21 protein-coding genes are annotated in these 24125 nt (G+C 71.5%); 13 read left to right on the top strand and 8 right to left on the bottom strand.

Features of this window, described 5'->3' with window-relative positions:
• Positions 1-14: 14 nt before the first annotated feature.
• From R6Y94_RS21640 to R6Y94_RS21630, 3 genes are all read left to right on the top strand, one after another.
• Positions 15-1841, top strand: a complete 1827-nt coding sequence (locus tag R6Y94_RS21640) for a M91 family zinc metallopeptidase (protein WP_318397691.1) — start codon at positions 15-17, stop codon at positions 1839-1841.
• Entirely contained in the window at positions 1838-2437 is a 600-nt protein-coding gene (locus tag R6Y94_RS21635; RefSeq protein WP_318397690.1) for a hypothetical protein, read from the top strand. The genes R6Y94_RS21640 and R6Y94_RS21635 overlap by 4 nt, the downstream gene beginning before the upstream one ends.
• A 94-nt stretch (positions 2438-2531) precedes the next feature.
• A complete protein-coding gene (locus R6Y94_RS21630) occupies positions 2532-3437 on the top strand; it encodes an arylamine N-acetyltransferase family protein (RefSeq protein WP_318397689.1) in 906 nt (301 codons plus the stop codon).
• 72 nt (positions 3438-3509) lie between these two features.
• Here the strand turns inward: R6Y94_RS21630 and galK are convergent, their stop codons facing one another.
• Complete coding sequence (gene galK / locus R6Y94_RS21625) at positions 3510-4631, bottom strand: galactokinase (RefSeq protein ID WP_318397761.1); 1122 nt, start codon at positions 4629-4631, stop codon at positions 3510-3512.
• Between the two features lie 92 nt (positions 4632-4723).
• Complete coding sequence (gene galE / locus R6Y94_RS21620; RefSeq protein ID WP_318397688.1) at positions 4724-5713, bottom strand: UDP-glucose 4-epimerase GalE; 990 nt, start codon at positions 5711-5713, stop codon at positions 4724-4726.
• Positions 5714-5909: 196 nt separating this feature from the next.
• Between galE and R6Y94_RS21615 the strand changes: the two genes are divergently transcribed.
• Positions 5910-7001, top strand: coding sequence for a hemolysin family protein (locus R6Y94_RS21615; RefSeq protein ID WP_318397687.1), 1092 nt, complete (start codon positions 5910-5912; stop codon positions 6999-7001).
• Here R6Y94_RS21615 and R6Y94_RS21610 read toward each other — a convergent pair.
• Together R6Y94_RS21610 and R6Y94_RS21605 are read right to left on the bottom strand one after the other, a co-directional pair.
• Entirely contained in the window at positions 6994-8262 is a 1269-nt protein-coding gene (locus R6Y94_RS21610) for a hypothetical protein (RefSeq protein WP_318397686.1), read from the bottom strand. The two genes, R6Y94_RS21615 and R6Y94_RS21610, sit on opposite strands and share 8 nt — an antisense overlap.
• A 3-nt stretch (positions 8263-8265) precedes the next feature.
• Positions 8266-8940, bottom strand: a complete 675-nt coding sequence (locus R6Y94_RS21605; protein WP_318397685.1) for an RNA polymerase sigma factor — start codon at positions 8938-8940, stop codon at positions 8266-8268.
• A gap of 251 nt (positions 8941-9191) precedes the next feature.
• Here R6Y94_RS21605 and trpS point away from each other — a divergent pair, with 251 nt between their 5' ends.
• The 6 genes from trpS to R6Y94_RS21575 all read left to right on the top strand — a co-directional run bounded on the left by trpS (position 9192) and on the right by R6Y94_RS21575 (position 15670).
• Entirely contained in the window at positions 9192-10217 is a 1026-nt protein-coding gene (gene trpS, locus R6Y94_RS21600; protein ID WP_318397684.1) for a tryptophan--tRNA ligase, read from the top strand.
• A gap of 136 nt (positions 10218-10353) precedes the next feature.
• Positions 10354-10869 (top strand): 2'-5' RNA ligase family protein, encoded by a 516-nt coding sequence (locus R6Y94_RS21595; protein WP_318397760.1) that lies wholly within the window; start codon positions 10354-10356, stop codon positions 10867-10869.
• Positions 10870-11025: 156 nt separating this feature from the next.
• On the top strand, positions 11026-12651 hold the full coding sequence (locus R6Y94_RS21590; RefSeq protein ID WP_318397683.1) for an SPFH domain-containing protein: 1626 nt from the start codon (positions 11026-11028) through the stop codon (positions 12649-12651).
• Positions 12648-13961 (top strand): SPFH domain-containing protein, encoded by a 1314-nt coding sequence (locus tag R6Y94_RS21585; protein WP_318397682.1) that lies wholly within the window; start codon positions 12648-12650, stop codon positions 13959-13961. Before R6Y94_RS21590 ends, R6Y94_RS21585 begins: the two co-directional genes overlap by 4 nt.
• Before the next feature lie 235 nt (positions 13962-14196).
• The gene (locus R6Y94_RS21580) at positions 14197-15105 is read left to right on the top strand and encodes a YihY/virulence factor BrkB family protein (RefSeq protein WP_318397681.1); all 909 of its coding nucleotides are present in this window, start codon (positions 14197-14199) and stop codon (positions 15103-15105) included.
• A 118-nt stretch (positions 15106-15223) separates the two neighbouring features.
• Positions 15224-15670 carry a hypothetical protein gene (locus R6Y94_RS21575; RefSeq protein WP_318397680.1) on the top strand — a complete coding sequence of 149 codons (447 nt, stop codon included), beginning with the start codon at positions 15224-15226 and terminating at the stop codon, positions 15668-15670.
• 240 nt (positions 15671-15910) lie between these two features.
• Here R6Y94_RS21575 and R6Y94_RS21570 read toward each other — a convergent pair whose 3' ends face one another.
• A complete protein-coding gene (locus R6Y94_RS21570) occupies positions 15911-17557 on the bottom strand; it encodes a glycoside hydrolase family 13 protein (RefSeq protein ID WP_318397679.1) in 1647 nt (548 codons plus the stop codon).
• Positions 17558-17764: 207 nt separating this feature from the next.
• On the bottom strand, positions 17765-18841 hold the full coding sequence (locus tag R6Y94_RS21565) for a LacI family DNA-binding transcriptional regulator (RefSeq protein WP_318397678.1): 1077 nt from the start codon (positions 18839-18841) through the stop codon (positions 17765-17767).
• 275 nt (positions 18842-19116) lie between these two features.
• On the opposite strand from R6Y94_RS21565, the gene R6Y94_RS21560 reads away from it, so the two are divergent.
• The 3 genes from R6Y94_RS21560 to R6Y94_RS21550 all read left to right on the top strand — a co-directional run bounded on the left by R6Y94_RS21560 (position 19117) and on the right by R6Y94_RS21550 (position 22395).
• Positions 19117-20421, top strand: coding sequence for an extracellular solute-binding protein (locus tag R6Y94_RS21560; protein WP_318397677.1), 1305 nt, complete (start codon positions 19117-19119; stop codon positions 20419-20421).
• 106 nt (positions 20422-20527) lie between these two features.
• On the top strand, positions 20528-21547 hold the full coding sequence (locus tag R6Y94_RS21555; protein ID WP_318397676.1) for a sugar ABC transporter permease: 1020 nt from the start codon (positions 20528-20530) through the stop codon (positions 21545-21547).
• 2 nt (positions 21548-21549) lie between these two features.
• Positions 21550-22395 carry a sugar ABC transporter permease gene (locus R6Y94_RS21550; protein WP_318397675.1) on the top strand — a complete coding sequence of 282 codons (846 nt, stop codon included), beginning with the start codon at positions 21550-21552 and terminating at the stop codon, positions 22393-22395.
• A gap of 79 nt (positions 22396-22474) precedes the next feature.
• Here the strand turns inward: R6Y94_RS21550 and R6Y94_RS21545 are convergent, their stop codons facing one another.
• Together R6Y94_RS21545 and R6Y94_RS21540 are read right to left on the bottom strand one after the other, a co-directional pair.
• Complete coding sequence (locus R6Y94_RS21545; protein ID WP_318397674.1) at positions 22475-23191, bottom strand: DUF305 domain-containing protein; 717 nt, start codon at positions 23189-23191, stop codon at positions 22475-22477.
• Between the two features lie 304 nt (positions 23192-23495).
• Complete coding sequence (locus tag R6Y94_RS21540; protein WP_318397673.1) at positions 23496-24101, bottom strand: TetR/AcrR family transcriptional regulator; 606 nt, start codon at positions 24099-24101, stop codon at positions 23496-23498.
• Positions 24102-24125: the final 24 nt, after the last annotated feature.

The raw sequence follows: 24125 nt of genomic DNA, 5'->3' as shown, positions 1-24125 counted from the left end.
GAGAGGACTCTCGGATGGGCATCCCGCCGGAGGATCGGGAAATCCGGGTCGACGCGGCGCTCTGGGACCTCCAGGCCAACCCGGGCCGGATCGATAGCGCCGCGTCGGTGTGGCGGCGCTTCGGCAGGGCGAGCGTCGCGGTCGGAGACGACCTGGACGCGGACAGCCGGAAGTTGCTCGGCTCGGAGTGGGCGGGAGCGGCTCGCGACTCGTTCGGCCAGCACCAGTCGAAGGTGTTCGGCAGCCTCGACGCGATGGGCAGCCAGGCCGACCGGCTCGCCTCGGCGCTGGAGGGCGCGGCGGAGCTGCTGCGGTTGTATCAGAACGCGCTCGACGGCGAGCGCGAGCAGATCATGGGCGCCGTGCCGAGCTGGCGTTCGGGCGGACAGATAGTCTTCCGGTGGAACCAGCCCGCGCAGGCCACCCAGGTCAGCGAGGCGACCAACCGGGCCAGCAACCTGCGCAAGGAACTCGACGACGCCCTGAAGGGGAAGCTGAGCGGCTTCTCCGCCACCGAGTGGGACGCCATCTCGACACAGTGGGACAGCGTCTCCTCCGGCGCCGCCGACCCGTTCACGCTGCCGGCGGAGGCGACCGGCGTCTCGGTGCTGATGGTCGACGGTCGGGCCGTGGTCAACACGGGTCCCGGTGACGACAACGTCAAGGTGACCCGCGACCCGGAGACCGGACAGGTGGTCGTCGAGGTCAACGGGGTCAAATACCACTACCCCGAGGGCACGCCGGTGACGATCCGCGCCGGGGACGGCAACGACCGGGTCGAGGTGCCCAAGGGCGCCGATCTGAGCCTCACCCTGCTCGGCGGCGAGGGCAACGACGAGCTGCGCGGCGGGGACGGCAACGAGCGGATCATCGGCCTGCACGGCGACGACAAGGTGTACGGCGGCGCCGGGAACGACTACGCCTCGGCCGGCTCCGGCCGCGACTACGCCGACGGCCAGGGCGGCGACGACCTGCTGGCCGGCGGGCGCGGCAACGACATCGTCTACGGGCTCTCCGGCAACGACAACATCGCTGGCGGCGAGGGTGAGGACTACCTCGAAGGCGCGACCGGCGATGACACCGTGCACGGCGGCGCGGGTCGGGACATCGTCTCCGGCGGCCGGGACAACGACCGGCTCGACGGCGGCTCCGGCGACGACGTGATCTACGCCGGGCACGGCCGTGACACGGTCACGGGCGGCGGCGGGGCCGACACCGCCTACCGGCAGGACGAGGACCAGGTGACCGGGGTACGCCAGGACGTGCGGGTCGAGGTGAGCGACGCGGCGCAGTACATCCAGATCCAGGGCTCGGCCGAGTTCCAGGAGCGGGTCCGCGCGGACCTCGACATGATGCGCGCCTCCCCGATCGGGCAGCAGATGCTCGCCGAACTCGACGACATCCACAACGACTCCGCCGCCATCGCCGCAGACTGGCCGGTGCTCGGTGGGATCTCGTACCAGGGCAACCCGCTCGTCATCGTCGAAGCCGAATCCAACACCGCCTCGTACACCACGAACTGGCATCTGGGGGAAGACTACGAGGTCACCTACAACCCGAGCCGGCTGTCGTCGTCGGACGAGCGCCCGCCGATCGGAGGGTTGTTCCACGAGTTTGCGCACGTCTACGACTACGGGAACAACACGTCCGCTCCGGGTACCCACGAGGGGCCGGACGATGTCGGGGTCGAGAACGACGAACGGGAGGCCGTCGGCCTGCCGATCGACGAGGACGACGACCCGAACACGCCCGGCCAGATCGACCCCGACCACCCCTACAGTTACACCGAAAATGCTTTCCGGGACGAGATGGGCTGGCCGAGAAGGACGTCGTACTCTTGATCAAGAAGTTGTTTCTTGCCGGCGGTGCGGCGGCGCTCAGCGTTGTCACGCTGGCCGGCTGCGGCGCGGATGCCTACGTTGATTTCGAGCCGGAGTGGAGCCCGAGCGGCGCCAAGCCGGCGGCGAGCTTCGACGCCGAGGTCACCCCTCGGGGGGAGGCGCTGGACGTCCGTTACACGCTGCGCAACCAGGGCGCGGAGCCGATCGTCGCCTATGTCGGGGTGGAAGGGGACGCCGCCTCGCACGCCTACGACGTCTATGTGACCGTTCGGGAGGACGGCACGGTCGAGCTGGCCAAGCGCACCTTCGCCATCCCGCCCCGGGTGAACGCCGACGCGGTCGGCACCATCCAAGGCACGGTCGTCCCGCCCGGCGAGGAAGTCAGCGAGCAGTTCTCTGTCCCGCTGCCACTGGAAGGTCGCCGCCCCTACGTCGCCACGGTCAAGCTTCCGGAGCCGGTGCGCGAAGTGGTCTTCTGCCTCGGCGCCGTACTCCAGAGCGAGGCCGCCGCGCCGAAACCCGCCGAGGATGGTCGCGGGAAGTATCCGCTGAACGGGCCACAGCACCTCTTCTGTTCGCCGCCCGCGACGCTGTGATCGGCGCCCGCCCGGGCGAACGGGTGGTGCACCGGTTGCGGCCGCGGTTGGTTGGGGCGCCGTTACTGTCAGCCCCGCTGGTTAGGCTGACCGCGTGACCAGTACGGCATCGCTCGGGGCGGACGTGTGGCGGCCACCGGCGCTCGACGACGAGGTCGTCACCGCGTACCTGCGCCGGCTGGGTCTCGACCCGGTGGCCGAGCGGGCGGAGCGGCCGTCGGTGGCGCAACTGCACCGCCTGCACGCCGGGCACGTCGCACGGGTGCCGTACGAGACCGTGTGGATTGCCCTGGGCGAGACGCGGGGGATGGATCCGGTCGCGGCGGCGAAACACCTGGCGGCGGGGCGCGGCGGGTACTGCTACCAGCTCAACGGGGCCTTCTCCGCGCTGCTGACAACCCTCGGCTATCCGGTGACCTGGCACCGGGCCGGCGTGCAGGGCCAGCCCGGTGACCCGCCCGGCGACACCGGCAACCATCTCGCGCTGACCACCGTCCTCGACGGCCAGGGCTGGTGGCTCGACACCGGCCTCGGCGACGGCCCGCTCGACCCGGTGCTGCTGGTCGCCGGGGCGTTCGGTCCCGACGACAGGTTCCGGTTGCGCCCCTCGGAGGCCGTGCCGGGCGGCTGGCGGTTCGACCACGAGCCCGGCGGCGCGTTGGTCGGGATGGACTTCCCGACCACGACGACCCGGCCGGCCGACCTGCTGGACAAGCACGTCGAGCTTTCCACCTCGCCGACGTCCGGGATGGTGCGGGTGGTGACGGTGCAGCACCGGACCCCGGCCGGCGTCCGGATCATCCGTGGCCGGGTGCTGTCCGAGCGGCCGCTGGCCGGCTCCGCGACGGTCCGGCAGCTTTCCGGGTACGCCGAATGGCGCGCCGTGCTACGCGAGGTGTTCCACCTGCCGCTCGACGATGTACCGGACGAGCGGCTGCGGGCCGTGTGGCAGCGGATCGAGGCGGACCATGCCGCGTGGGAGCGTGACGGCCACTCCTGAGCACGGAGGCCGAGCAACTGGCCTGGCAGACCCTGCTCCGCAGCGGTCTACCCGAAGACGGTCGGCCCGGCGTCAGCCGAGGCGTACGGCACCGGGGCCGGGGGTGACGGTGAAGCTCGACGGGGCGCGGAAACCACGTGCCGCGTACGCCTCGGTCACCGCTGACGCCACCGCCTCGGCGGCTGCCGCGTCGACCAGCGCGAGTACGCAGCCGCCGAACCCGCCCCCCGTCATCCGGGCCCCGTACGCCCCGGCGGTCAGCGCCGCCTCGACCGCGGTGTCCACCTCCGGGACGGTGATCTCGAAGTCGTCCCGCATCGAGGTGTGGGAGGCGGTCAGCAGCGGCCCGATCTCGGCCAGCCGGCCGGCGCGGAGCAGTTCGACGGTCTGGCGTACCCGCTGGTTCTCGGTGACGACGTGTCGCACCCGGCGGCGTACCGTCTCGTCGTCCAGCCGGGCCAGCGCGGCGTCGAGCCGGTCGACGGTCACGTCCCGCAACGCCGGGACCCCGAGCGTGCCGGCGGCGGACTCGCAGGCGGCGCGGCGGGCGGCGTACTCACCACCGACGTGCCGGTGTGGCGCGTTGCTGTCGATCACCAGGATGGCGAGCCCGGCGGCGTCGAGGTCGAACGGCACCTGCTCGACGGCGAGCGTCCGGCAGTCCAGGAAGAGCGCGTGCCCCGGCTGGCAGCGCAGCGACGCGGACTGGTCCATGATCCCGCAGGGCATTCCGGCGTAGCCGTTCTCGGCCCGCTGGGCCAGCGCCGGCCGGTCGGCCAGGGGCAGGTCCAGCTCGCCGAGGTCGGCCAGGGCGGTGAGCACGGCGGACTCCAGCGCCGCCGAGGAGGAGAGTCCGGCCCCGAGCGGCACGTCGGAGGCGATGGCCAGCCGGGCCACCGGTACGTCGTGTCCGGCTTCGCGCAGCGCCCAGACGACTCCGGCGACGTACGCCCCCCAGCCGGTCACCCGGCCCGGTTCGGCGGCGTCGGCCCGGCCGAACGAGATCCGTTCACCGGCCTGCTCGGACCAGACCGTCCAGCGGCGTCCCCGTTCGGGCGCGGCGGCGACGACGGTGCGCTGCGGCAGCGCGAACGGCAGTACGAAACCGTCGTTGTAATCGGTGTGTTCGCCGATCAGGTTGACCCGGCCGGGTGCCGCCCACACTCCGGCGGGCCGTTCGGCGTACTCGCCGATGAAGCCGGCGGTGGCGCGCTCGGTGACCGGCCCGACCGGCCGGTCCGGGTGGTTGGTGGTGCCCGGGCGGTGCGTGGTGTCCGGAGTGCCGGTCACGACGCCGCCCCGCCGAGGATCTGCTCCTGGTAGAACGTCCAGGCGTCGGCGACGATCTGCGGCAGGGCCGGCTTGGCCGGGGTCCAGCCGAGGTCGGCCCGGGCGCGTTCGGCGGAGGCGACCAGCGCGGCCGGGTCGCCGGAGCGGCGCGGCGCCGTCTCGACCGGCACCGGATGCCCGGTCACCTCGCGGACCGCCTCCACCACCTGACGATTGGAGAAGCCGCAGCCGTTGCCGAGGTTGAAGAACTGGTGCGTACCGGGCTTGGCGGCCTCCAGCGCGAGCAGGTGGGCCCGGGCCAGGTCCTCGACGTGGATGTAGTCCCGGACGCAGGTGCCGTCCTCGGTCGGGTAGTCGTCGCCGAAGAGTTGCAGCTTGTCCCGGCGGCCGGCAGCGACCTGGAGGGCGATCGGGATCAGGTGCGTCTCCGGCTCGTGACGCTCGCCGAGGGCCACCCCGGGGCGCAGGTACGCCCCGGCGACGTTGAAGTAGCGCAGCGAGACCGCCGCCAGGCCGTGCGCGGTGGCCATCGAGGTGAGCGCCAGGTCGACGGCGAGCTTGGTGGCGCCGTACGTACTGGTCGGCAGCGGAGCGCTGGTCTCCCTGATCGGCGAGGAGGTCGGGTTGCCGTAGACGGCGGCGGTGGAGGAGAAAACGAACCGGGGCACCCCGGCCAGCCGGGCGGCGTCCAGCAACGCCAGCGAGCCGACCGTGTTCACCTTCCAGTAGAGCTCCGGCTTGACCATCGACTCTCCGGCCGCGATCAGCGCGGCGAAGTGCAGCACGCCGTCGAAGCCGGCGTCGGGGGTCAGCACTCCGGCGACGTCGGCGATGTCGGCCCGGACGAAGGTGGCCTCCGGGGCCAGCGCCTCGGCGTGCCCGGTACGCAGGTCGTCCAGGACCACCACCTCGTGCCCGGCGTCGAGCAGCAGCCGGGTGACGACGCTGCCGACGTAACCGGCACCTCCGGTGACGAGCAGTTTCACGCCTGTGCCTTTCTGCTTCGGTACGACGGATGCCGTGCTGACTCCGGTGACGATTCCGTATCGGCCTCGTGTTCGGCGCCGGACCCCAGCATTCCACCATGTTCTGTCAATTCTGCACAGAGTCGAACATCGACCGGCGGGTGCACGGGTCCGGAGGTACCCACATCGGGCACCTCCGGTGTCTACCATCCTTGGCATGCGGGACGGCGGCAGTACCGGGCCCCGGCGACGATCGTCGGGGCGTACTCGACGGCAACCGGGTCCACTCGCGTGGGCCCTGGCCCGGATCATCGTACGGGCGGCGGACGGCTCGACCCGGCTGGTCACCGCGCTGCTCGGGGCCAGCCCGACGGCGGGTCGGGAGCAGATCAGCGAGGCCGAACTCCGGGACCTGGTCGCCGCGAACACCCGGCTCGACCCGGTCGAACGGCGGATCATCGACGAGGTACTCGTGGCCGGCGCCAGCCTGGTCCGGGAGGTGATGATGCCCCGGACCGAGGTGGTCTTCCTGGCCGCCGGGCTGCCGCTGGCGGAGGCGGCCCAACTCGTCCGGGTCGAGACCCACACCCGGTATCCGGTGGTCGACGGCACCTCCGACGACGTGGTCGGCTTCGTGCACCTGCGCGACGTACTGCTCCGGCCGGACGACGACGGCTGCACCACGATCGGGGACCTGACCCGGGAGGTGAAGAAGATCCCGGGCAGCAAGCGGGTGCTGGCGGCGCTGACCGAGATGCGCCGCGAGCGGCACCACCTCGCGGTCGTGATCGACGAGTACGGCGGCACGGCCGGGATCGTCACCCTGGAGGACCTGATCGAGGAACTGGTCGGCGAGATCCACGACGAGTACGACAGCGCGCCCGACCCGGTGTCGATCGGCGGCCCGACCGAGGTGGACGGCCGGCTCAACCTCGCCGACTTCGCCGAACGGGTCGGCTTCGCCCTGCCACCCGGCCCGTACGAGACGGTCGGCGGCTTCGTGATGGCCGCCCTGGGCCGGTTGCCGGTCTGCGGTGACGAGGTGCCGGTGCCCGGCGTGGAGGAGCCCGGCGTGGCCGGCAACGGCGGCGGTCCGGGCCGCCCGGCGGGTGGGCTCCGCAACGGTGCCGACCCGGACGGCGGCTCCGCCGCGGGCGGCTGGCTGCTCCGGGTGCTGGCGGTGGAGGGCCGCCGGGTGGCCCGGGTCGGTGTCTCGGTGGCCCGGCTGCCGGAGCAACAGCGCGCCAGCGTGCCGGCCGCGCGCACCGACGGAGAGCCCGGCGCGGCATCCGAGAACCCGGTCAGATGATCTGGAGTTTGCGCCAGGTGGCGCCGTCGGCCGAGTAGGCCGCCCAGCCGGAACCGAACAGGTCGTAGGCGACGTAGCCGGCGACGGTCCGCTCCAGCCGGGCGAGCGGAGGCAGGCTCCCGCCGGCCCGCTGGAAGGTCACCCCGTCGTCGGCGCTCAGATAGAGCTGCCGGTCGGTGCCGGTCACCAGCAGCCGCCCGTCCAGCAGCGGCACCAGCGCACCGGAGAGCCCCGTCGGCAGCTCCGACGAGCCGGACCGGCTCGGGTTGAAGGTCTGGCCACCGTCGGCGGAGTGGTGCAGGGCCAGCAGCCTCCGGTCGGCGCCGAGCACCGTCGCGTACGCCTGGCTGCCCAGGCTGGCCACCTCGACGGTACCGGCCGAGACGCCGGTGCCCGGCAGTTCCACCGTCCGCCAGCGTGCTCCCCGGTCCCGGGTGATCGCCACCGCGGGTTGACCGTTCCGGAAGCCACCGACCCACCAGGCGCCGTCGGCACCGGCCGCCGGTGCCACCCAGCAGACGTCGAGATCGGGTGCGGTCGCCGGGGCACCCGCCCGAGCCAGCTCCGGCCGCCACACCTCCACGTCCAGGTCGCACCGCCCGCCGCCCGGCCCGGCCCGGAGCAGGTCGCCCCGGACCGCCGGCACCTGGCCGGTCCCGTCCCCGCTCCCGACCTCCTGCCAGCTCCGTCCCTCGTCCGTGGAGGCGTACCCCCCGCCGGGGTGGCTGACCAGCAGCCGGCCGCCGGGAAACGCGGCCAGCTCCAGATCGTGCTGCCCGGCGCTGCTGGCCGGCAGGTCGGTGTGTTCCCAGCTCGCGCCGCCGTCCGAGGTCCGGGCCAGGTTGGCCGGGCAGGGCTCGGCGGCCCCGCAGCGGGCCAGCAGGTAGCCGTGGTCCGGGTCGACGAATTCGACGTCGCTGATCGTCCCCGGCACGTGTGCGACGGCGGCCGTGCTGAGCCCGTTGATGGTGATGCCGGCACCGGTGTAGACCGGACCGCCGGGCGGTGCGTCGGCCACCGGCGGCGGCACCGGGTCGGTGCCGTCGGTCGTCCACGGCTGGAGCGCCACCGTCGCCACCACCGCCAGGCTGAGCAGGGCGGCACCCCCGGCCGCGCCGGCCGCGTGCCGGCGACGGCGCCGGGTCGCCGCGCGGTCCCGGATCCGGGCCAGTGGCGGCTGGTCGATGCTGTCCAGCAGCGCCGCGCGGCCGCGTACCAGCCGTACGTCGAGGTCCGGGCCGGGCAGGTCTCGGTCAGGCATCTCTCACCCCGGTCGCACCGCCGGCCGTATCCGGGCCGGTGGTTCCATCCTGGCGGCCATCGGATCCGGCCGGCCGGCCGGACTGTCCGCGCTGTCGGCCGGAGGATCCGTCCGGCCCTTCGGTCCCGGCGTCGAGGCAGGCCCGCCGGTGCCCTGGTAGTCGCCGAGTCGGGCGGCGAGCGCCGTACGCCCCCGGGACAGCCGGGACTTCACCGTGCCGGTCGGTACCCCGAGCACGGTGGCGATCTCCTCGACCGGCAGGTCGGCGAAGTAGTGCAGCACGATCACCTCCCGATAGCTGACCGGCAGGCCCGCCAGGGCCTCCCGCAGGTCGGTCCGCTCGGGTCCGGGAGCAGTCTCGACCAGCCGGGTCACCGGACGGTCCCGCAGCAGGATGGTGTCCAGCAGTTGGCGTCGCCGCCAGCGCCGCCGTACGACGTTGACCGCGACCGTACGCAGCCACGCCTCCGGGTTGTCGACATCGGCCAACCCCTGCGGCCGGGCGATCGCCCGGGCGAAGGCCTCCTGCACCACGTCCTGCGCCTCGCTCAGATCCGTGGTGAACGCGTAGACCTGTGCGACCAGTCGCCGGTAACAGGCGTGGTACAGCTCGCCCATCGCCTCGTCCACCGCGCCCCGGTCGCCGCCGGAGGAGCGTCCGCCCCGATGCCGTACCAAGCGCTGTCCCTCCCGGCCGGGCGCTACGCCGCACCGGGTGCGGCGGAGCCGCCGACCGACTCCGGTTTCAGGGTACGAGTCCCCACCGTTCCGGCCGGTTCCCCGCTTTCCCGTCCGACCGTGCCCGGCCCGGTCACCGTGGCCGGGGGTGGACCGGTTGCCGCAGCCGGGTGGCCCGGTGGCTGTGGTCGGGGTGGAATGGCACGGGGGCGTGCGGACACGTTCCCACGGTTGCTGTCAGAATTGCCGGCATGTCCGACGCTCCTGCCCGGCCCCGGGTGCTCTCCGGGATCCAGCCGACCGCCGACTCGTTCCACGTGGGCAACTACCTGGGTGCGGTACGCAACTGGGTGGCGATGCAGGAGACGCACGACACCTTCTACAGCGTGGTGGACCTGCACGCGATCACCGCCGGGCACGACCCGGTCGCGCTGCGGAACGCCACCCGGATAGCGGCGGCGCAGCTCTTCGCCGTCGGGCTGGACCCGGAGCGGACCACCCTCTTCGTCCAGTCCCAGGTGCCGGAGCACGCCCAGCTCGCCTGGGTGCTGAGCTGCATCACCGGGTTCGGCGAGGCGAGCCGGATGACCCAGTTCAAGGACAAGTCGGTGAAGCAGGGCGCCGACCGGTCCAGCGTCGGGCTCTTCACCTATCCGATCCTGCAGGCCGCCGACATTCTGCTCTACCAGGCCGACGCGGTGCCGGTCGGCGAGGACCAGCGGCAGCACCTTGAGCTGACCCGCGACCTGGCGCAGCGGTTCAACACCCGGTTCGGCCGGACGTTCACCGTGCCGGCGCCGTACATCGTCCGGGACACCGCGAAGATTACCGACCTTCAGGACCCGACGGCCAAGATGTCGAAGTCGTCCTCGTCGCCGGCCGGGATCATCATGCTGCTGGACGACCCGGCGAAATCGGCCAAGAAGATCCGGTCGGCGGTGACCGACACCGGCCGGGACATCCTCTTCGACCCCGAGCGGAAGCCGGGGGTCTCCAACCTGCTGGTCATCTACTCCGCGCTGACCGGCCGGAGCATCGACGAGCTGGTCGAGGCGTACGCGGGCAAGGGCTACGGGGACCTGAAGAAGGACCTGGCCGAGGTGGTGGCGGAGTTCGTCCGGCCGATCCAGCAGCGCACCCGGAGTTACCTCGACGATCCGGCGCAGCTCGACAAGCTGCTGGCGATCGGCGCCGAGAAGGCCCGCGCGGTCGCCTCGGCCACGCTGCGCGAGGCGTACGACCGGGTGGGGTTCCTGCCCGGCACGCGAAACGGCTGAGCCCGCCGGACGCTCCGGCGGGGGTCCGACCGCCGGGTACCGGAACGTGGTCGCCGGGCGGGCGTGCTGCCGCCCGGTGCGGTGAGTGGAGCGGAGTGTGGTTGTCACGGACGGATCGCAGGATCCGGGAACTCCGATGGCCCGGGTCGGGATCGCCGTGGACGTCCCGGAGCCGTGGTGTGAGTTCCTCACCCGACGGCGGGCGGAGGCCGGTGACCCGCAGGCCGCGTACGTGCCGGCGCATCTGACGCTGCTCGGGCCGACCGACGTACCCGTGGCGAGCCTGCCGGCGGTGGAGCGGCACCTGGCCGAGGTGGCCGCCGCGCACCGGCCGTACCTGCTGCACCTGCGCGGTACCGGCACCTTCCGGCCGATCACCGAGGTGGTCTTCGTGGTGGTGGCCGCCGGGATAAGCGAGTGCGAGCTGCTCGCCGCGGCGATCGGCCGGGCGCCCGAGCTGCGCCGGGAGAGCCGCTTTCCGTACCACCCGCACGTCACGGTCGCCCAGGACGTCGCACCGGAGGCGCTGGACCAGGTGTACGAGGACCTGGCCGACTTCTCCGCCCTCTTCAAGGTCGAGAGGTTCACCCTCTTCTCGCACAGCGGCGACGCCCGCTGGCAGCCCCGCCGGGACTTCCCGCTCGGCGGCTGACCCGCAGTGTCGCTGGGTCACGTCACTCACCGTGATCCACTCGCCTCGGGCCGGCTCGCCGGGGTTGAACTCTCTGGATACCATCGCGGTTTCGGAAACCACGGAAGGGGAACGGTGGCACGGGCCCAGCAAGGCATACGGAGGGTTGCTCAAGCAGTGGCTGAGGGTGCCGACCCGCAGGCGTTGGCGCGGGCGGAGCTACGTCGCCGCGGCGGTGCGGCGGCCAGTGCGATCGCCGCCGGAGTCGGTGGCGGGCAGCGGTCGCAGCCGCAGGAGGCGGGAATGGATCCCGTCGACTTCCCAGCAGCCCGGGACCTCGGTGGCAGCATCGACACCCTGATGGAACAGCGGACGGTGCCGCTGGACGACGCCGGAGAGGTGCTCAACCGCAGCGAGCAGCGTCGGGAGGAAGGCGAGCAGGTGCACGTCATCTGCCCCATGGTGATTCCCCGGGGGCGCTCCCTGGCGACCATGCTGCCGGTGTCGCTGCTGTTGGTGCTCGGCGCGCTTGCCGCGGTGGCGATCTGGGTCGCCGGCGGCACCGTACTGACCAACCCCTTCTTCGGCCTCCATTACTGGTTACTTTCGGTGTCGGCTGTCGTCTTCGTCTGGTGGCGGCAGGGCATGGTGATGGTGCCGGACGGCTGCGCCGCCCTGATCACCCGGTTCGGCAAGCTGGAGCAGGTCGTGGGCCCCGGGCGGGTCATCCTGCTGAACCCGTGGAAGCGGGTGTCGTACATCGTCAACACCACCCGTGAGTACCCGTTCAACGCCCCGGTCCGGGAAGCACCCACCAAGGGCGGGGTGAAGGCGTCGATCGACCTGTTCATCCAGTTCCGGATCAGCGACCCGGTGGAGTTCGTCTACACCCTCGGTGCGGTACGCGGCTTCGAGGAGAAGCTCAGCAACGCCGTCAGCGAGACGATCCGTAGCCTGATCTACGAGCAGGAGGCCGCGGAGATCTACAACATGGTCGGCGAGGACACCGGTCGGCTGCTGGAACAGCTCAACCAGCAGTTCCGTCCGGCGGTGGAGCTGACCAACGCCAACATCACCCACGCCGAGCCCTCCGACCGCAAGTACCGGATGGACCTGGCCGCGCCGGAGATGGTGCGCGTCGCCAAGGAGGCCTACACCCACGAGTACGCGCTGCAACTGCGCAAGGAGCAGGACGAGGGTGACCTGACCAAGGAACTTGCCACCCTTCAGGAGACCCTCTCCGCGATCCAGGCCGATATAGCCCAGTACCAGGCGCAGATGGACACCGCCGTCGAGCGGGAGACCAACCGCGCCGAGGCGCTGGCCCGCCAGCGGTACGTGCTGGCCGAGTCCGAGGCGCGGGCCAACGCCGCGCTGCTGGACGCCCAGGCCCTGGACATCCGCGCGGTCAGCGCCGCCGAAGCACCGGAGATCCTCGAATACCGCTACCAGCGGGAGGTGCTCGACACGCTGGAGGCGGTCGCCGACCACCTGCCACGGTTGATCCGGATCGGCGGATCCACCGACCCGAACGGTGCCGCCGGCGTCGACCTGCTCCAGCTGGCCCGGGAGATGGTCGGCGAGCGCGGCGCAGAGCTCTTCACCGAGGCGGACATGGCGAGCATGCGTACCCGGCTGGCCGAAGTCGCGGCGCGCATCGCCGAACGGGAACCGGAGATCAACGCATTGCGTGAGGCCAACCAGCCGACCGTGCCGGCCGTCGTGGGCGGCGTCGGCGCGGACGACACAGTCCCGGTCACCGGCGTCACCGGACCGGCCGACGGCGCGGAGGTGCAGCGGTGAGTACGGCACGGACGGGTCGCAGTTCGGTCATCTCGGAGGTCGTCGCCCCGTGGGGCGAGATCGCCCAACTGCTGCGTGGTGGAGAGGCAGGCACTCTCGTACCGGTCGTCATCCCCAAGCATCGCCGCCGGCTCGGCTGGATGGTCCCGCTCTGGCTGGGCCTGCTCGCCCTGCTGACCGGCGTGATGCTCGCGGTGCGGGGCGACGACGGGCTGCTCGGGTCCGCGTACGACGCGCTGGGCGGGCTCGCGTTCGTGGCCGGCGGTCTGCTCCTGCTGATCGGCGTGCTCTGGTGGTGGCGTTCGTCGATCGTGGAGATCGAGCAGGGCACCAACGGCGTACTGACTCGGTACGGCGCGGTCACCCGCACCCTCGACCCGGGGCGGCACTACCTGTGGCACCCGTGGTCCCGGGTCGACTTCGTGGTCGACGTGGCCACCGAGATCCCGTACTCGGCGCCGGTGGTGGCCTGCCCGACCCGGGAGAACGTGCCGCTGCGCTCGATCGAGTTCTTCATGAAGCTGCGGATCACCGATGCCGTGCTGTTCGTCCGGACCATCGGAGCCGGCAACTTCGACCTGGTGCTCTCCAGCGCCGTGCAGGACGCGATCCGTCAGCGGGCCCGCCTGGTGCAGACCGAGCGGGCGTACGACCTGCGTGGCTCGGACGTGGCCGACATGCAGGAACTACTCAACCGCCAGCTGACCCGCTACGGGGTACGGATCACCGGCTGCAACATTCCGGACGTACAACTGCCCACGCAGTACCAGCAGCACCTGGCCACCCGGGAGCGGGTCGCCAAGGAGCACGCCGCGTACGAGCAGGAGTGGGGCCTGATCCGCAAGCGCCGCATCGACAGCCTCCAGATGGACATCGAGCGGGCCAAGAAGATGCGTGACGCCCGGTTCGTCGAGGTGAAGGCGGCGCTGAACAAGGCCCGGGAACAGGTCGCGCAGCTGTTGGAGGAGCAGGAGACCAACGCGCAGCGGGTCCGCTTCGAGATTGAGACCAGGGGACGCAGCGGGCTGATCGCGGCCGAGAACGAGGCCAAGGCGCAGCGCCGGTTGGCTCAGGCGTACCGGGACAACCGGGCGGTGCTGCACTACGAGCTGGCGCTGCGCCGGCTCGAAGTCGGGGCGGAACTGGCCGAGAAGTCGCCGCAGCCGGTGGTGGTGCGTACCGACGGTGCCGGCGGCGGCGACACCTCGGCGCTTTCCACGCTGCTCACCGCCCAGTTGTTGCCGCGCACCGTCGCGTTGCCGGCCGCTGACGGCACGAGCAGGAATTCCGGCGCCGGCCACGCGGACTAGGGTCCCGGCCACGCCCGGCGGCCCGGCCTGCCCGTAACGGATCGACGGCCCGGCGAACCCGATCGGCGCGATGCCGAGGGACGCCGGGCCGGACGGGCGTGGTCGCCTCGCCGGCCGCCGCCATGCGAGTCCATCGGGTCAACATGCTTGCCAGGAGAAGTAACGCTGCCGCAGGGCGTCCGGGTACCGCGTCGACCGGCCCCCGGACCCGGCAGTGATGGGCAAGGATGGCGGCGTGAATGCGTTGGAGCGGGTGGTGCTGCGCATCGAAGCGCGGCTGACGGCGTACCGCCGGCAGTCGCCGTGGTTCGACCACCTCGCCCGGGCCGTGGGCCGCTACACCGACGTGCTCGGCGCCCGGCTGGCGGCGGCGATCGCCTACTACGGCTTCTTCGCGGTCTTCGCCCTCGGCCTGGTGGCGTACGCGGTGCTGGGCGCGCTGCTCGGGGACAGGGCGGAGAGTGGCGAGGTGATAGTCGGGTTCCTCAAGCGGAACCTGCCGTTCGTCGACCCCGAGCAGATCCGGCAGAGCAGCAGCCGCCCCGGGGTCATCGGGTTGATCCTGCTGGCGGTCACCGGCATCGGCTGGGTCGAGTCGATCCGCTCCTCGCAGCGCCTGATCCACGGTCTGGCCCAGCATCCGGGCTACATCGTGCTGCGCCAGCTCGTCGACCTGGCCGTAATGCTGGTGATCTTCGTGTTGCTCGGGCTCTCGATCGGCGCCGTGGACGCGCTGGAGTCGGTGCTGAGCTGGCTGCTGGGTGCACGTTCGATCGGGCTCACGATCTGTAGCTGGTTCCTGGCGTTCCTGATCAACATACTGCTGGCCTCGGCGCTGCTGCTCGCCGTACCGAGGCTGCGGATGAGTTTCCGGCGGTGGCTGCCGGCGGTGCTGCTGGTGGCGGTGGGCGTGACCCTGCTGAATTCGGTCGGCCGGTACTACGTGGTGCGCTGGGAGCGGAATCCGGCGTACACGGTGGTGGCCGGCGCGGTCGGCCTGCTGATCTATCTCTATCTGCTCAACCAGTTGCTGCTGTTCGGCGCGGCGCTCGCGGCGACCAGCCACCGGGGGAGGGTCCGGGACCTGACCAGGGCGCCGGAGGTGCCCGATCCGGCCCGGCCGCACCCACCGTCGACCGAATGAGGCGGCGGCCGGCTGCCGGGGCGGCAGCCGAGCGTGATCGGCCCCGGGGAAAGAGACCAGAACTACGATTCGGGCAAAAGCCACTAATGGTGTGTGGATCGCCGCGATGATGAGTCCCGTGGGCGCACTAGTGACGTTGGAACTGCCGGACGACTCGCCGATCCTCGCCCTGCCCTGGATCATCACGTTCGGCCCGCTCGACGACGACGAGGAGTGGGAGCCGGTGGTCTGCGGCCCGTACGAGCGGCCCCACGCCCTGGCGCTGGCCGAATCGGTGGTCGCCGACGAGGAGCTGATGGCGGTGGTCGAGCCGCTGCTGCCCCGGGTCTCCGCCGAGGAGATCCGGGCCGAGATCGCCGCCGCGCAGATCGCCGTCGAGGCCGAGGACGAGGCGGCGGAGCTCGACGACACCAGCATCTACGGCGACTACGAGGACCTCGGCGAGGAGGAGGTGATCGGCGAGAGCAGCCGGGCGCCGGCGCAGCCCCGGCAACCCCCGGATCCCACCGAGGTGCGCGCCGGCATCGCCCGGATCGCCGCGATGCTCACCCGCCCCTCCCCCTAACAGGCGGCTCCCCGGGCACACCCCCGTCCCGACGGTTCGGGGAATCCCGACGGGGTTCCCACCCCGCTGAGATTCCCCGAACCGTCGCGCCGAGGAAACCGGTCGGGGCGGTTGACGCACCGGTGCCCCGGGAGTGCGCTCCCGGAGCACCGGTACCACCATCCCCCTCCACCACAAAGGGGTCGCCGCCCCAGCCGCCCGTCGGCGCGGAGCGCGGCGGGCGACCAGGTCGATAGGGAGTTACCCGGTTACCGGCCGGATGAACCACCCGGCCGTGTCGGTCGGCAGCCGAGCCGGGTCGTGGGCGGCACCCGGCGGCTGGCTGCGCAGGATCGGCGTCCCGTACCCGTCGACGTCCACCGGCTCGTCGCCGAAGTTGACCACGCAGACCAGCTCCGCCGGACCGGCTCCCGCCGGCCGGCTGAAGGCGAGCACCCCCGGCTCACTGCCCCGCCAGGTCACCTGGCCCGGTTCGGTCGCCCCGCCGGTCGGCGCGTGTTCGCGCCGCAGCCGCAGCGCCGTCCGGTAGAGCTCCAGGGTCGAGTCCGCGGCGCCGGTCTGGGCGGCGACCGAGCGGGCCCGCCAGGTGGGCGGGGCCGGCAGCCAGGCCGGGGCGCCGCCGGCCGGACCGAAGCCGTACGGCGGGACGTCGCCGTCCCACGGCAGCGGTACCCGGCAGCCGTCCCGGCTCTCGCCGGTGCGGCGGAACGCGGGATCCTGACGCAGTTCGTCCGGCAGGTCGAGCACCTCCGGCAGGCCGAGTTCCTCGCCCTGGTAGAGGTAGACGCTGCCGGGCAGCGCGAGCATCAGCAGGGCGGCCGCGCGGGCCCGACGCAGCCCGAGCGCGCCGTCGCCGTACCGGGTGACGTGGCGCTGCTTGTCGTGGTTGGACAGTACCCAGGTGGTCGGGGCGCCGACGATCGCCGACTCGGCCAGCGCGGTGTCGACCACCTTGCGGAACGAGTCGGCCGACCAGGTGGCGTCGAGGAAGTCGAAGTTGAACGCCTGGTGCAGTTCGTCCGGCCCGACGTAGCGGGCCAGCCGCTGCGGGGTCTCGGCCCACGCCTCGGCGACCGCCATCCGGCCGCCCGGATAGCTGTCCAGGATGGGCCGCCAGGCCCGGTAGATGTCGTGTACCTCGTCCTGGTCGAAGTAGGGCAGCCGGGCCCGGCCGAGCAGCTCGACCTGGCGCTGACCGGCCGGGACGCCGTCGCCGACGTCCGGCAGCCCGTCCGCCTTGATCATCCCGTGTGCCACGTCGATCCGAAACCCGTCCACCCCGCGGTCGAGCCAGAACCGCAGCACGTCTTCGAACTCGGCGCGTACCTCGGGGTGCCGCCAGTTCAGGTCGGGCTGGGCCGGATCGAAGAGGTGCAGGTACCACTGGCCGTCCGGGACCCGGGTCCAGGCCGGGCCACCGAAGATCGACTCCCAGTCGTTCGGCGGGAGTTCGCCGCCCGGTCCCCGGCCGTCCCGGAACAGGTAGCGGTCCCGTTCGGCCGAGCCGGGCGGGCTGGCCAGGGCGGCGACGAACCACGGGTGCGCGTCCGAGGTGTGGTTCGGCACGATGTCGACGATGATCCGCAGCCCCAGCGCATGCGCGTCGGTGATCATGTCGTCGAAGTCGTCGAGCGTGCCGAAGATCGGGTCGACGTCCCGGTAGTCGGCGACGTCGTAGCCGCCGTCCACCATCGGCGAGCGGTAGAACGGGGTCAGCCAGAGCGCATCCACGCCGAGGTCGCGCAGGTACGGCAGTCGGCCGCGTACCCCGGCCAGGTCACCGATGCCGTCTCCGTCGTCGTCGGCGAAGCTGCGGACGTACACCTGGTAGACCACCGCGGACTTCCACCAGTCCTCGGGCCGGCTCGGTGCGGGGGAGACGCTCATGCCGGCACTCCGCTGCGCTGCGTGCCGTCATGAGGCTCATCCGCACTGAACTGGCTGATTCGCTCACTGCGCTTGCTCATGTGGGGGTGTCCGTTCGTCGGGCGTGGAACGCCGGGCGGGTCAGAGCAGGATGCCGGGCCGCGCCTGCAAGAGTCAAGCAGTTCTTGCGCAAGAAGGTGCCGGGCTGCTCTGCCGGGCGACCCGGGTTCAGACCGGCAGCGGCAGGTCGGCGGCCGGCGGCCGGGGCTTGTCCACCGGCTTGTCCAGCACCCCCGGTACGACCGCGGTCGAGCCGCGCACCACCAGCTCCGGCCGGAAGATGTACTCCGAGTGCGGCGCCGCGTGCCCGTGGATCTCGTCGACCAGTGCGCGTACCGCCGCGACCGCCATCGCGGTGACCGGCTGCCGCATCGTGGTCAGCGGCGGATCGGTGAACGCCATCAGCGGCGAGTCGTCGTAGCCGACCACGGAGAGGTCGGCCGGCACCGACAGGCCGCGCTGCCGGGCCGCCCGGATCGCGCCCAGCGCCATCAGGTCGGAGCCGCAGACCAGCCCGGTCACGCCCCGGTCGAGCAGCCGCGCGGCGGCCACCTCGCCACCCTCCACGCCGAACAGCGACAGCTCGGCCAGCTCGTCCAACTCGGCGTCGGGGAGCCCGACCAACCGCTTCATCGCGGTCTTGAACCCGGCCACCTTGCGCTGCACCGGCACGTACCGGCCGGGCCCGGTGATCAGGCCGATCCGGCGGTGCCCGAGCGCGACCAGGTGGGCCACGGCCAGCTCGCCGGCCTCCCGGTCGTCGCAGGAGACGAAGGGTGCCGGCAGGCCGGGCTGGTAGCCGTTGACCAGCACGATCGGCAGCGGCCGGGCGATCAGCGTGCGGTACCGCGCCGGATCGGCGGCGGTGTCGGCGTGCAGGCCGGAGACGAAGACGATCCCGGAGACCTGCCGGTCCAGCAGCATCTCGACGTACTCGTCCTCGGTGACCCCACCCGGGGTCTGGGTGCAGAGCACCGAGGTGTAGCCGGCCTGTGCCAGCCCCGACTCGACCACCTGGGCGAAGGCCGGGAAGATCGGGTTCTCCAGCTCCGGCACCACCAGCCCGACCAGCCCGGCACTGCGCTTGCGTAGCCGGGCGGGGCGCTCGTAGCCGAGTACGTCGAGCGCGGTGAGTACGGCCTGTCGGGTCTCCGGCGCCACCCCGGGGCGGTCGTTGAGCACCCGCGACACCGTGGCCTCGCTCACCTCGGCCTGCTGGGCGATGTCGGCCAGTCGTGCACGCATGGCGGAACTGTAGCCCACGAGTCGTTTCTTGCGTAGCCCACGGCAAATACTTGCAAAGCGGCCCCCACGTGTGGCCCGGCTCGGTGATGTGCCAGGGGCAGCGCCGGTACCGCAGCGGTGATCCGCCCATCCGGTAGCCACTCAAAAGGGGTGAACCGCCCCGGCCAGATGTCGACTGGGCGCCGGTTGTTGCAAGGAGGTTTGCAAGGGGTTTCGTAACCGGCAACTCCTTGCTACTGTCCCGCCGATACCGGCCGGCAGACTAGGAGCGCTAGATGCGTCGCACAGCCAGAGGGATCGTCGTACTCGCCTGCACGACCCTTGCTCTGACGCTCGCCGCCTGCGGCGGCGAGGACGACACGTCGGGGGAGTCGGGCCAGAAGACCGACCCCGCCGCACTGAAGGCGGAACTGACCTGGTGGGACACCTCGGACCCGAAGAACGAGGGACCGGCCTTCCAGGAACTCGTCGCGAAGTTCAACCAGACGTACCCGAACGTCAAGATTAATTACCAGTCGGTGCCGTTCGGCGAGGCCCAGAACAAGTTCAAGACCGCGGCCCAGGCCAAGACCGGTGCCCCGGACATCCTGCGCGCCGAGGTGGCCTGGGTACCGGAGTTCGCCTCGCTCGGCTATCTCTACGCCCTCGACGGTTCGGAGCTGACCGCCGACGAGTCCGACTTCCTGCCCACCCCGCTCTCGGCGGACAAGTACGACGGCAAGACGTACGGCGTGCCGCAGGTGACCGACTCGCTCGCGCTGCTCTACAACAAGGAACTGCTGACCAAGGCCGGCATCAGCACCGCTCCGGCGACCTGGGCCGACCTGAAGACCGCCGCGCTGGCGGTCAAGCAGAAGACCGGTGTGGACGGTGTCTACGTCAACCCGGCCGGCTACTTCATGCTGCCCTTCATGTACGGCGAGGGCGGCGACCTGGTCGACGCCCAGGCGAAGAAGATCGTCGTCAACTCGGCGCAGAACGTCGCCGGCCTGAACGTCGCCAAGGACCTCATCGCCAGCGGCGCGGCGCCGAAGCCAGCCGCCAACGACGCGTACGGCACCATGATGACCCTCTTCAAGGAGAAGAAGGTCGCGATGATCGTCAACGGGCCGTGGGAGGTCAACAACATCTCGAACGCGCCGACCTTCGGCGGGCTGGAGAACCTCGGCATCGCCCCGGTCCCGGCCGGCTCGGCCAGGGCCGGTGCGCCGGTCGGCGGGCACAACTACGTGGTCTGGTCCGGCATGCCGCAGGAGAAGGTCGAGGCGGCGATCGCGTTCGTCAAGTTCATGAGTTCGGCGGAGTCGCAGGGCTTCCTCGCCGACCGGCTCGGCCTGCTGCCGACCCGCAAGTCGGCGTACGACCTCGACACGGTGAAGAACAACCCGGTCATCTCGGCGTTCCGGCCGGTGGTCGAGTCGGCGGTGCCGCGGCCGTGGATCCCCGAGGGCGGCCAGTTCTTCGGCCCGCTCGACCAGATGGCCACCCAGGTGCTGGTGCAGAACAAGGACCCGAAGGCGGCGCTGGACGAGGTCGCCGGGAAGTACAAGTCCGAGGTCGTACCGTCGTACGGCATGTGATCCGATCATCGGCGCCGGCCCCGGCCGGCGATCCCGTCCGGTACCCGGCGGGGCCGACCGGCGCTGGCCGGCGGCCCTGCCGGGCTCCCTTCCAGGAGCGCTGCTGATGACCACCGTGACCGCCGGCCCGGCGCCGGCGCCCGCGCCGCCCGGACGCCGGCCCGCCGGCCCGTCCCGGCTGCGCCGAAGCTGGGACAAGCACTGGTACGCCTGGGCGATGGTGCTGCCCGTGGTGCTGGTGCTGGCGGTACTGATCTTCTATCCGCTGGTCCGTGGCATCTGGCTCTCGCTGACCGACCTGACCGAGGCCAACCAGCTGGCCGAGGTCTGCACCAGGTCGATCACCGGCGGGGAGATCTGCAAGGAGAACCCCAACCGGTGGGAGTTCGTCGGGCTGGACAACTACGCCCGGGTGCTCACCGGCGAGGTGGGCGAGTTCTGGCAGTGGACCGGGGTCACGCTGATCTGGACCTCGGTCTGCGTGCTCTTCCACTACGGGCTCGGGCTGGGACTGGCCACCATGCTCAACCGGCCGATGCGGCTGCGTGGGCTCTACCGGGTACTGCTGGTGCTGCCCTGGGCGGTGCCGGCCTTCGTCAGCGCCTTCGCCTGGAAGTTCATCTTCAACGAGCGGTTCGGGCTGGCCAACTCGCTGCTCACCGCCGTCGGCGTCGACCCGGTCGACTGGTTCGCCAACCGGTGGACCTCGCTGGCCACCGCGATCGTCACCAACATCTGGCTCGGGGTGCCGTTCATGATGGTGGCGCTGCTCGGCGGCATGCAGACCATCCCGGACGAGCTCTACGAGGCGGCCGAGATCGACGGCGCCAGCCCGTGGCAGCGCTTCGTCAACATCACCCTGCCGGGCCTGCGCCCGGTCAGCATGACGGTGCTGCTGCTCGGCACCATCTGGACCTTCAACATGTTCCCGATCATCTTCCTGGTCACCGAGGGCCAGCCGGCCGGCCAGACCGACATCCTGGTCACCGGCGCCTACCGGGCCGCCTTCGAGGGGATCCGGAACTACTCGCTCGCCTCGACCTACGGGGTGCTGATCCTGTCGATCCTGCTCGTCTTCTCGGTCTTCTACCGGCGGGCACTGCGCAAGCAGGGCGAGGTGTGGTAACGATGAACCGATCCGTGCGTACCGGCCGGAGCCCGTTGCGGTCGGTGGGGCTGCACGCCACCCTGATCGTCGCCTCGCTGATCGCGGTCGGCCCGATTCTCTGGGTGCTGCTCTCCTCCTTCAAACCCGGGTACGCGGTACAGAGCAGCGAACTCACCCTGGTCAAGGACCCGACGCTGGCCAACTACGCGTACGTGCTGGGTGAGACGAGCTTCGTGCGCTGGTTTGGCAACTCGGTGCTGGTCGCCGCGTTCACCATGCTTTTCGGGATCTTCCTCGCCGCCACCACCGGGTACGCGGTCTCCCGGTTCAACTTCCCGGGCCGCCGGCCACTGATGACGGTCTTCCTGGTCACCCAGATGTTCCCGGTCGCCATCCTGATCGTGCCGATCTACATGATCATGGCGCGATTCGGGTTGATCAACACGCCCGCCTCACTGATCATCGCCAACCTGACCATCGCGGTGCCGTTCTGCGCCTGGATGCTCAAGGGCTACTTCGACTCCATCCCCACCGCGCTGGACGAGGCGGCGGCGATCGACGGCTGCGGGCCGTACGGCATCTTCTGGCGGGTGGTGCTGCCGCTGGCCCGCCCGGCGCTGGCGGTCACCGGCTTCTACGCCTTCCTCACCGCCTGGGGCGAGGTGGCGTACGCCTCGGCGTTCATCCAGGAGGACCGGAACTTCACCCTGGCGTACGGGCTCCAGCAGTTCGTACCCCAGTTCAACCCGCAGTGGGAGTACCTGACCTCGGCGGCGGTGCTGGTCACCATCCCGGCCGGTCTGGTCTTCCTCTACGCCCAGCGGCACCTGGTCTCCGGGCTGACCGGCGGCGGCACCAAGGGGTGACCGGGGCCGGCGGCGCTGACACCGCCCCGGGGACGGCCCGACCTTCCAGGTGCGGCCGCCGCGCTGAGCCGGCTCCGGCTCACTTCGACTGCGGGTCGAGCACCTCGCGCATCCGGTTGACCTCGACGGCCTGCTCGAAGGCGATGTTCCGGGCCAGCTCCCGGATCTGCCGGTCGATGCCGTTCACGAGTACCTCCTGAGCCATCGCGATGGCGCCCTGGTGGTGCGCGCTCATCATCTCGACGAACATCCGGTCGAAGTCGGTCCCGGTCGTCGCGGTGAGCGTGGCGATCGCCTCCGGGGTCTGCATGCCGTGCATGCCGGGGTGCTCGTGACCGGTCCCGCCGAGCAGCGAGTCGAGGCCGCGGTCCCGGAGCCAGCCCCGCAGCACCTCGACCTCGGGCTGCTGGGCGGCCCGGATCCGGTCGGCGACCGCGATCACGCCGGTGCTGCCGGCCCGGTCCGGGACCAGGGCGGCCATCTCCAACGCCTGTTCGTGGTGCGGCACCATCATCGCGACGAACCGGATGTCGGCCGCGTTGTGCTGCGCCCCGGGCGGCGGGGTGAGCTGGTCCGGCCGGAGCACCTGGGCCGACTCGCCCGGCCGGCCGGGCTGGATCACCGGCGCCGTGCCGATGGCCGAGGTGGGCAGGACCGACGGCACCGGGGTCGGGGTCGTGGTGGCCGGGGCGGCGACGGGCGCGGGTTGGCGTCCCTCCCCGGTGGTGGCGATCCCGGCGATGCCGAGGGCGAGCAGTACCGCCGCCGATTCCACCAGCGCGAGAAACACGATCACCGGTCGGCGACTGCCGCCGGTCGCGCTCCTGGCCAACACCACAGCGTGACTCCCGTCCACCCTGCCGGCCGGTCGAGGCGTAGCCGGGGCTCTGCGCCGGGGCCGGGTCGTCAACCCCGGGTTGGGCCGATGGTAGCCCGACGGCCGGGACGCTGGAAGATCGAGTACGCCCTGACCTCGGCGGCCGTCCGGGCCGGTTTCCGCCGGCTCTACCTGCTGAACCTTCTCAACCTCCCTTGCGGTCTGACGGACCGCAAGGTCCGACGCGGTGTGTGAGCGCCGCGCGGTTCAGGCTGAGAAAGGTTCACTCTCCACCGCCCTTGCTGGCCAGGAGGGCGCGTACACCGTCGAGATAGGTCTTCGGATCCGGGCCGGCGGCGAGTATCCGTTGCAGGGCGAAGCCGGGGATCAGGCCGAAGAGGGCGGCACCCACCGCCTCGACGTCGGCGTCGGCCGGCAGTTCACCGGCCTGTTGGGCCCGGCGGGCCAGTACGACGAAGTTGGACCGGAAGCCGGCGTACAGCCGCGCGACGGACTCGGCCAGCGCCGGATCGCGGAGCGACTCGGACCAGACCTGGATGGCGAGCGGAAAGACTCCGTCCTGGCGGGTCTGGGACTCGACGAACTGGAGCGCCCGGTCAAGTGCCTCGACCAGCGGCAGTGGCGGCTCGGTCGCGGCCAGCGTCGCGAAGAGCTGGTCCGCGCCGTCGAGTACCGACTCGGCGATCGAGGTGACCAGATCCTGCTTGCTGCCGAAGTAGCGGTAGACGGCGCCCACCGAGAGACCGGCCTCGGCGATCACGTCCTGCATCGAGGTGGCGTGGAAGCCGTTGCGCAGGAAGCAGCGCCGGGCGGCGTCGAGGATCTGCTGGCGCCGGGCCGCCAGGTGTTCGTCGGATACGCGTGGCACGGCACGCAGTGTAAAACGAACGCT

Source organism: Plantactinospora sp. KLBMP9567, from assembly GCF_033446045.1.
Lineage (GTDB): Bacteria > Actinomycetota > Actinomycetes > Mycobacteriales > Micromonosporaceae > Plantactinospora.
Note: the sequence above shows the minus strand (reverse complement) of the source record. Positions and strands in the feature narration are given on the sequence as shown.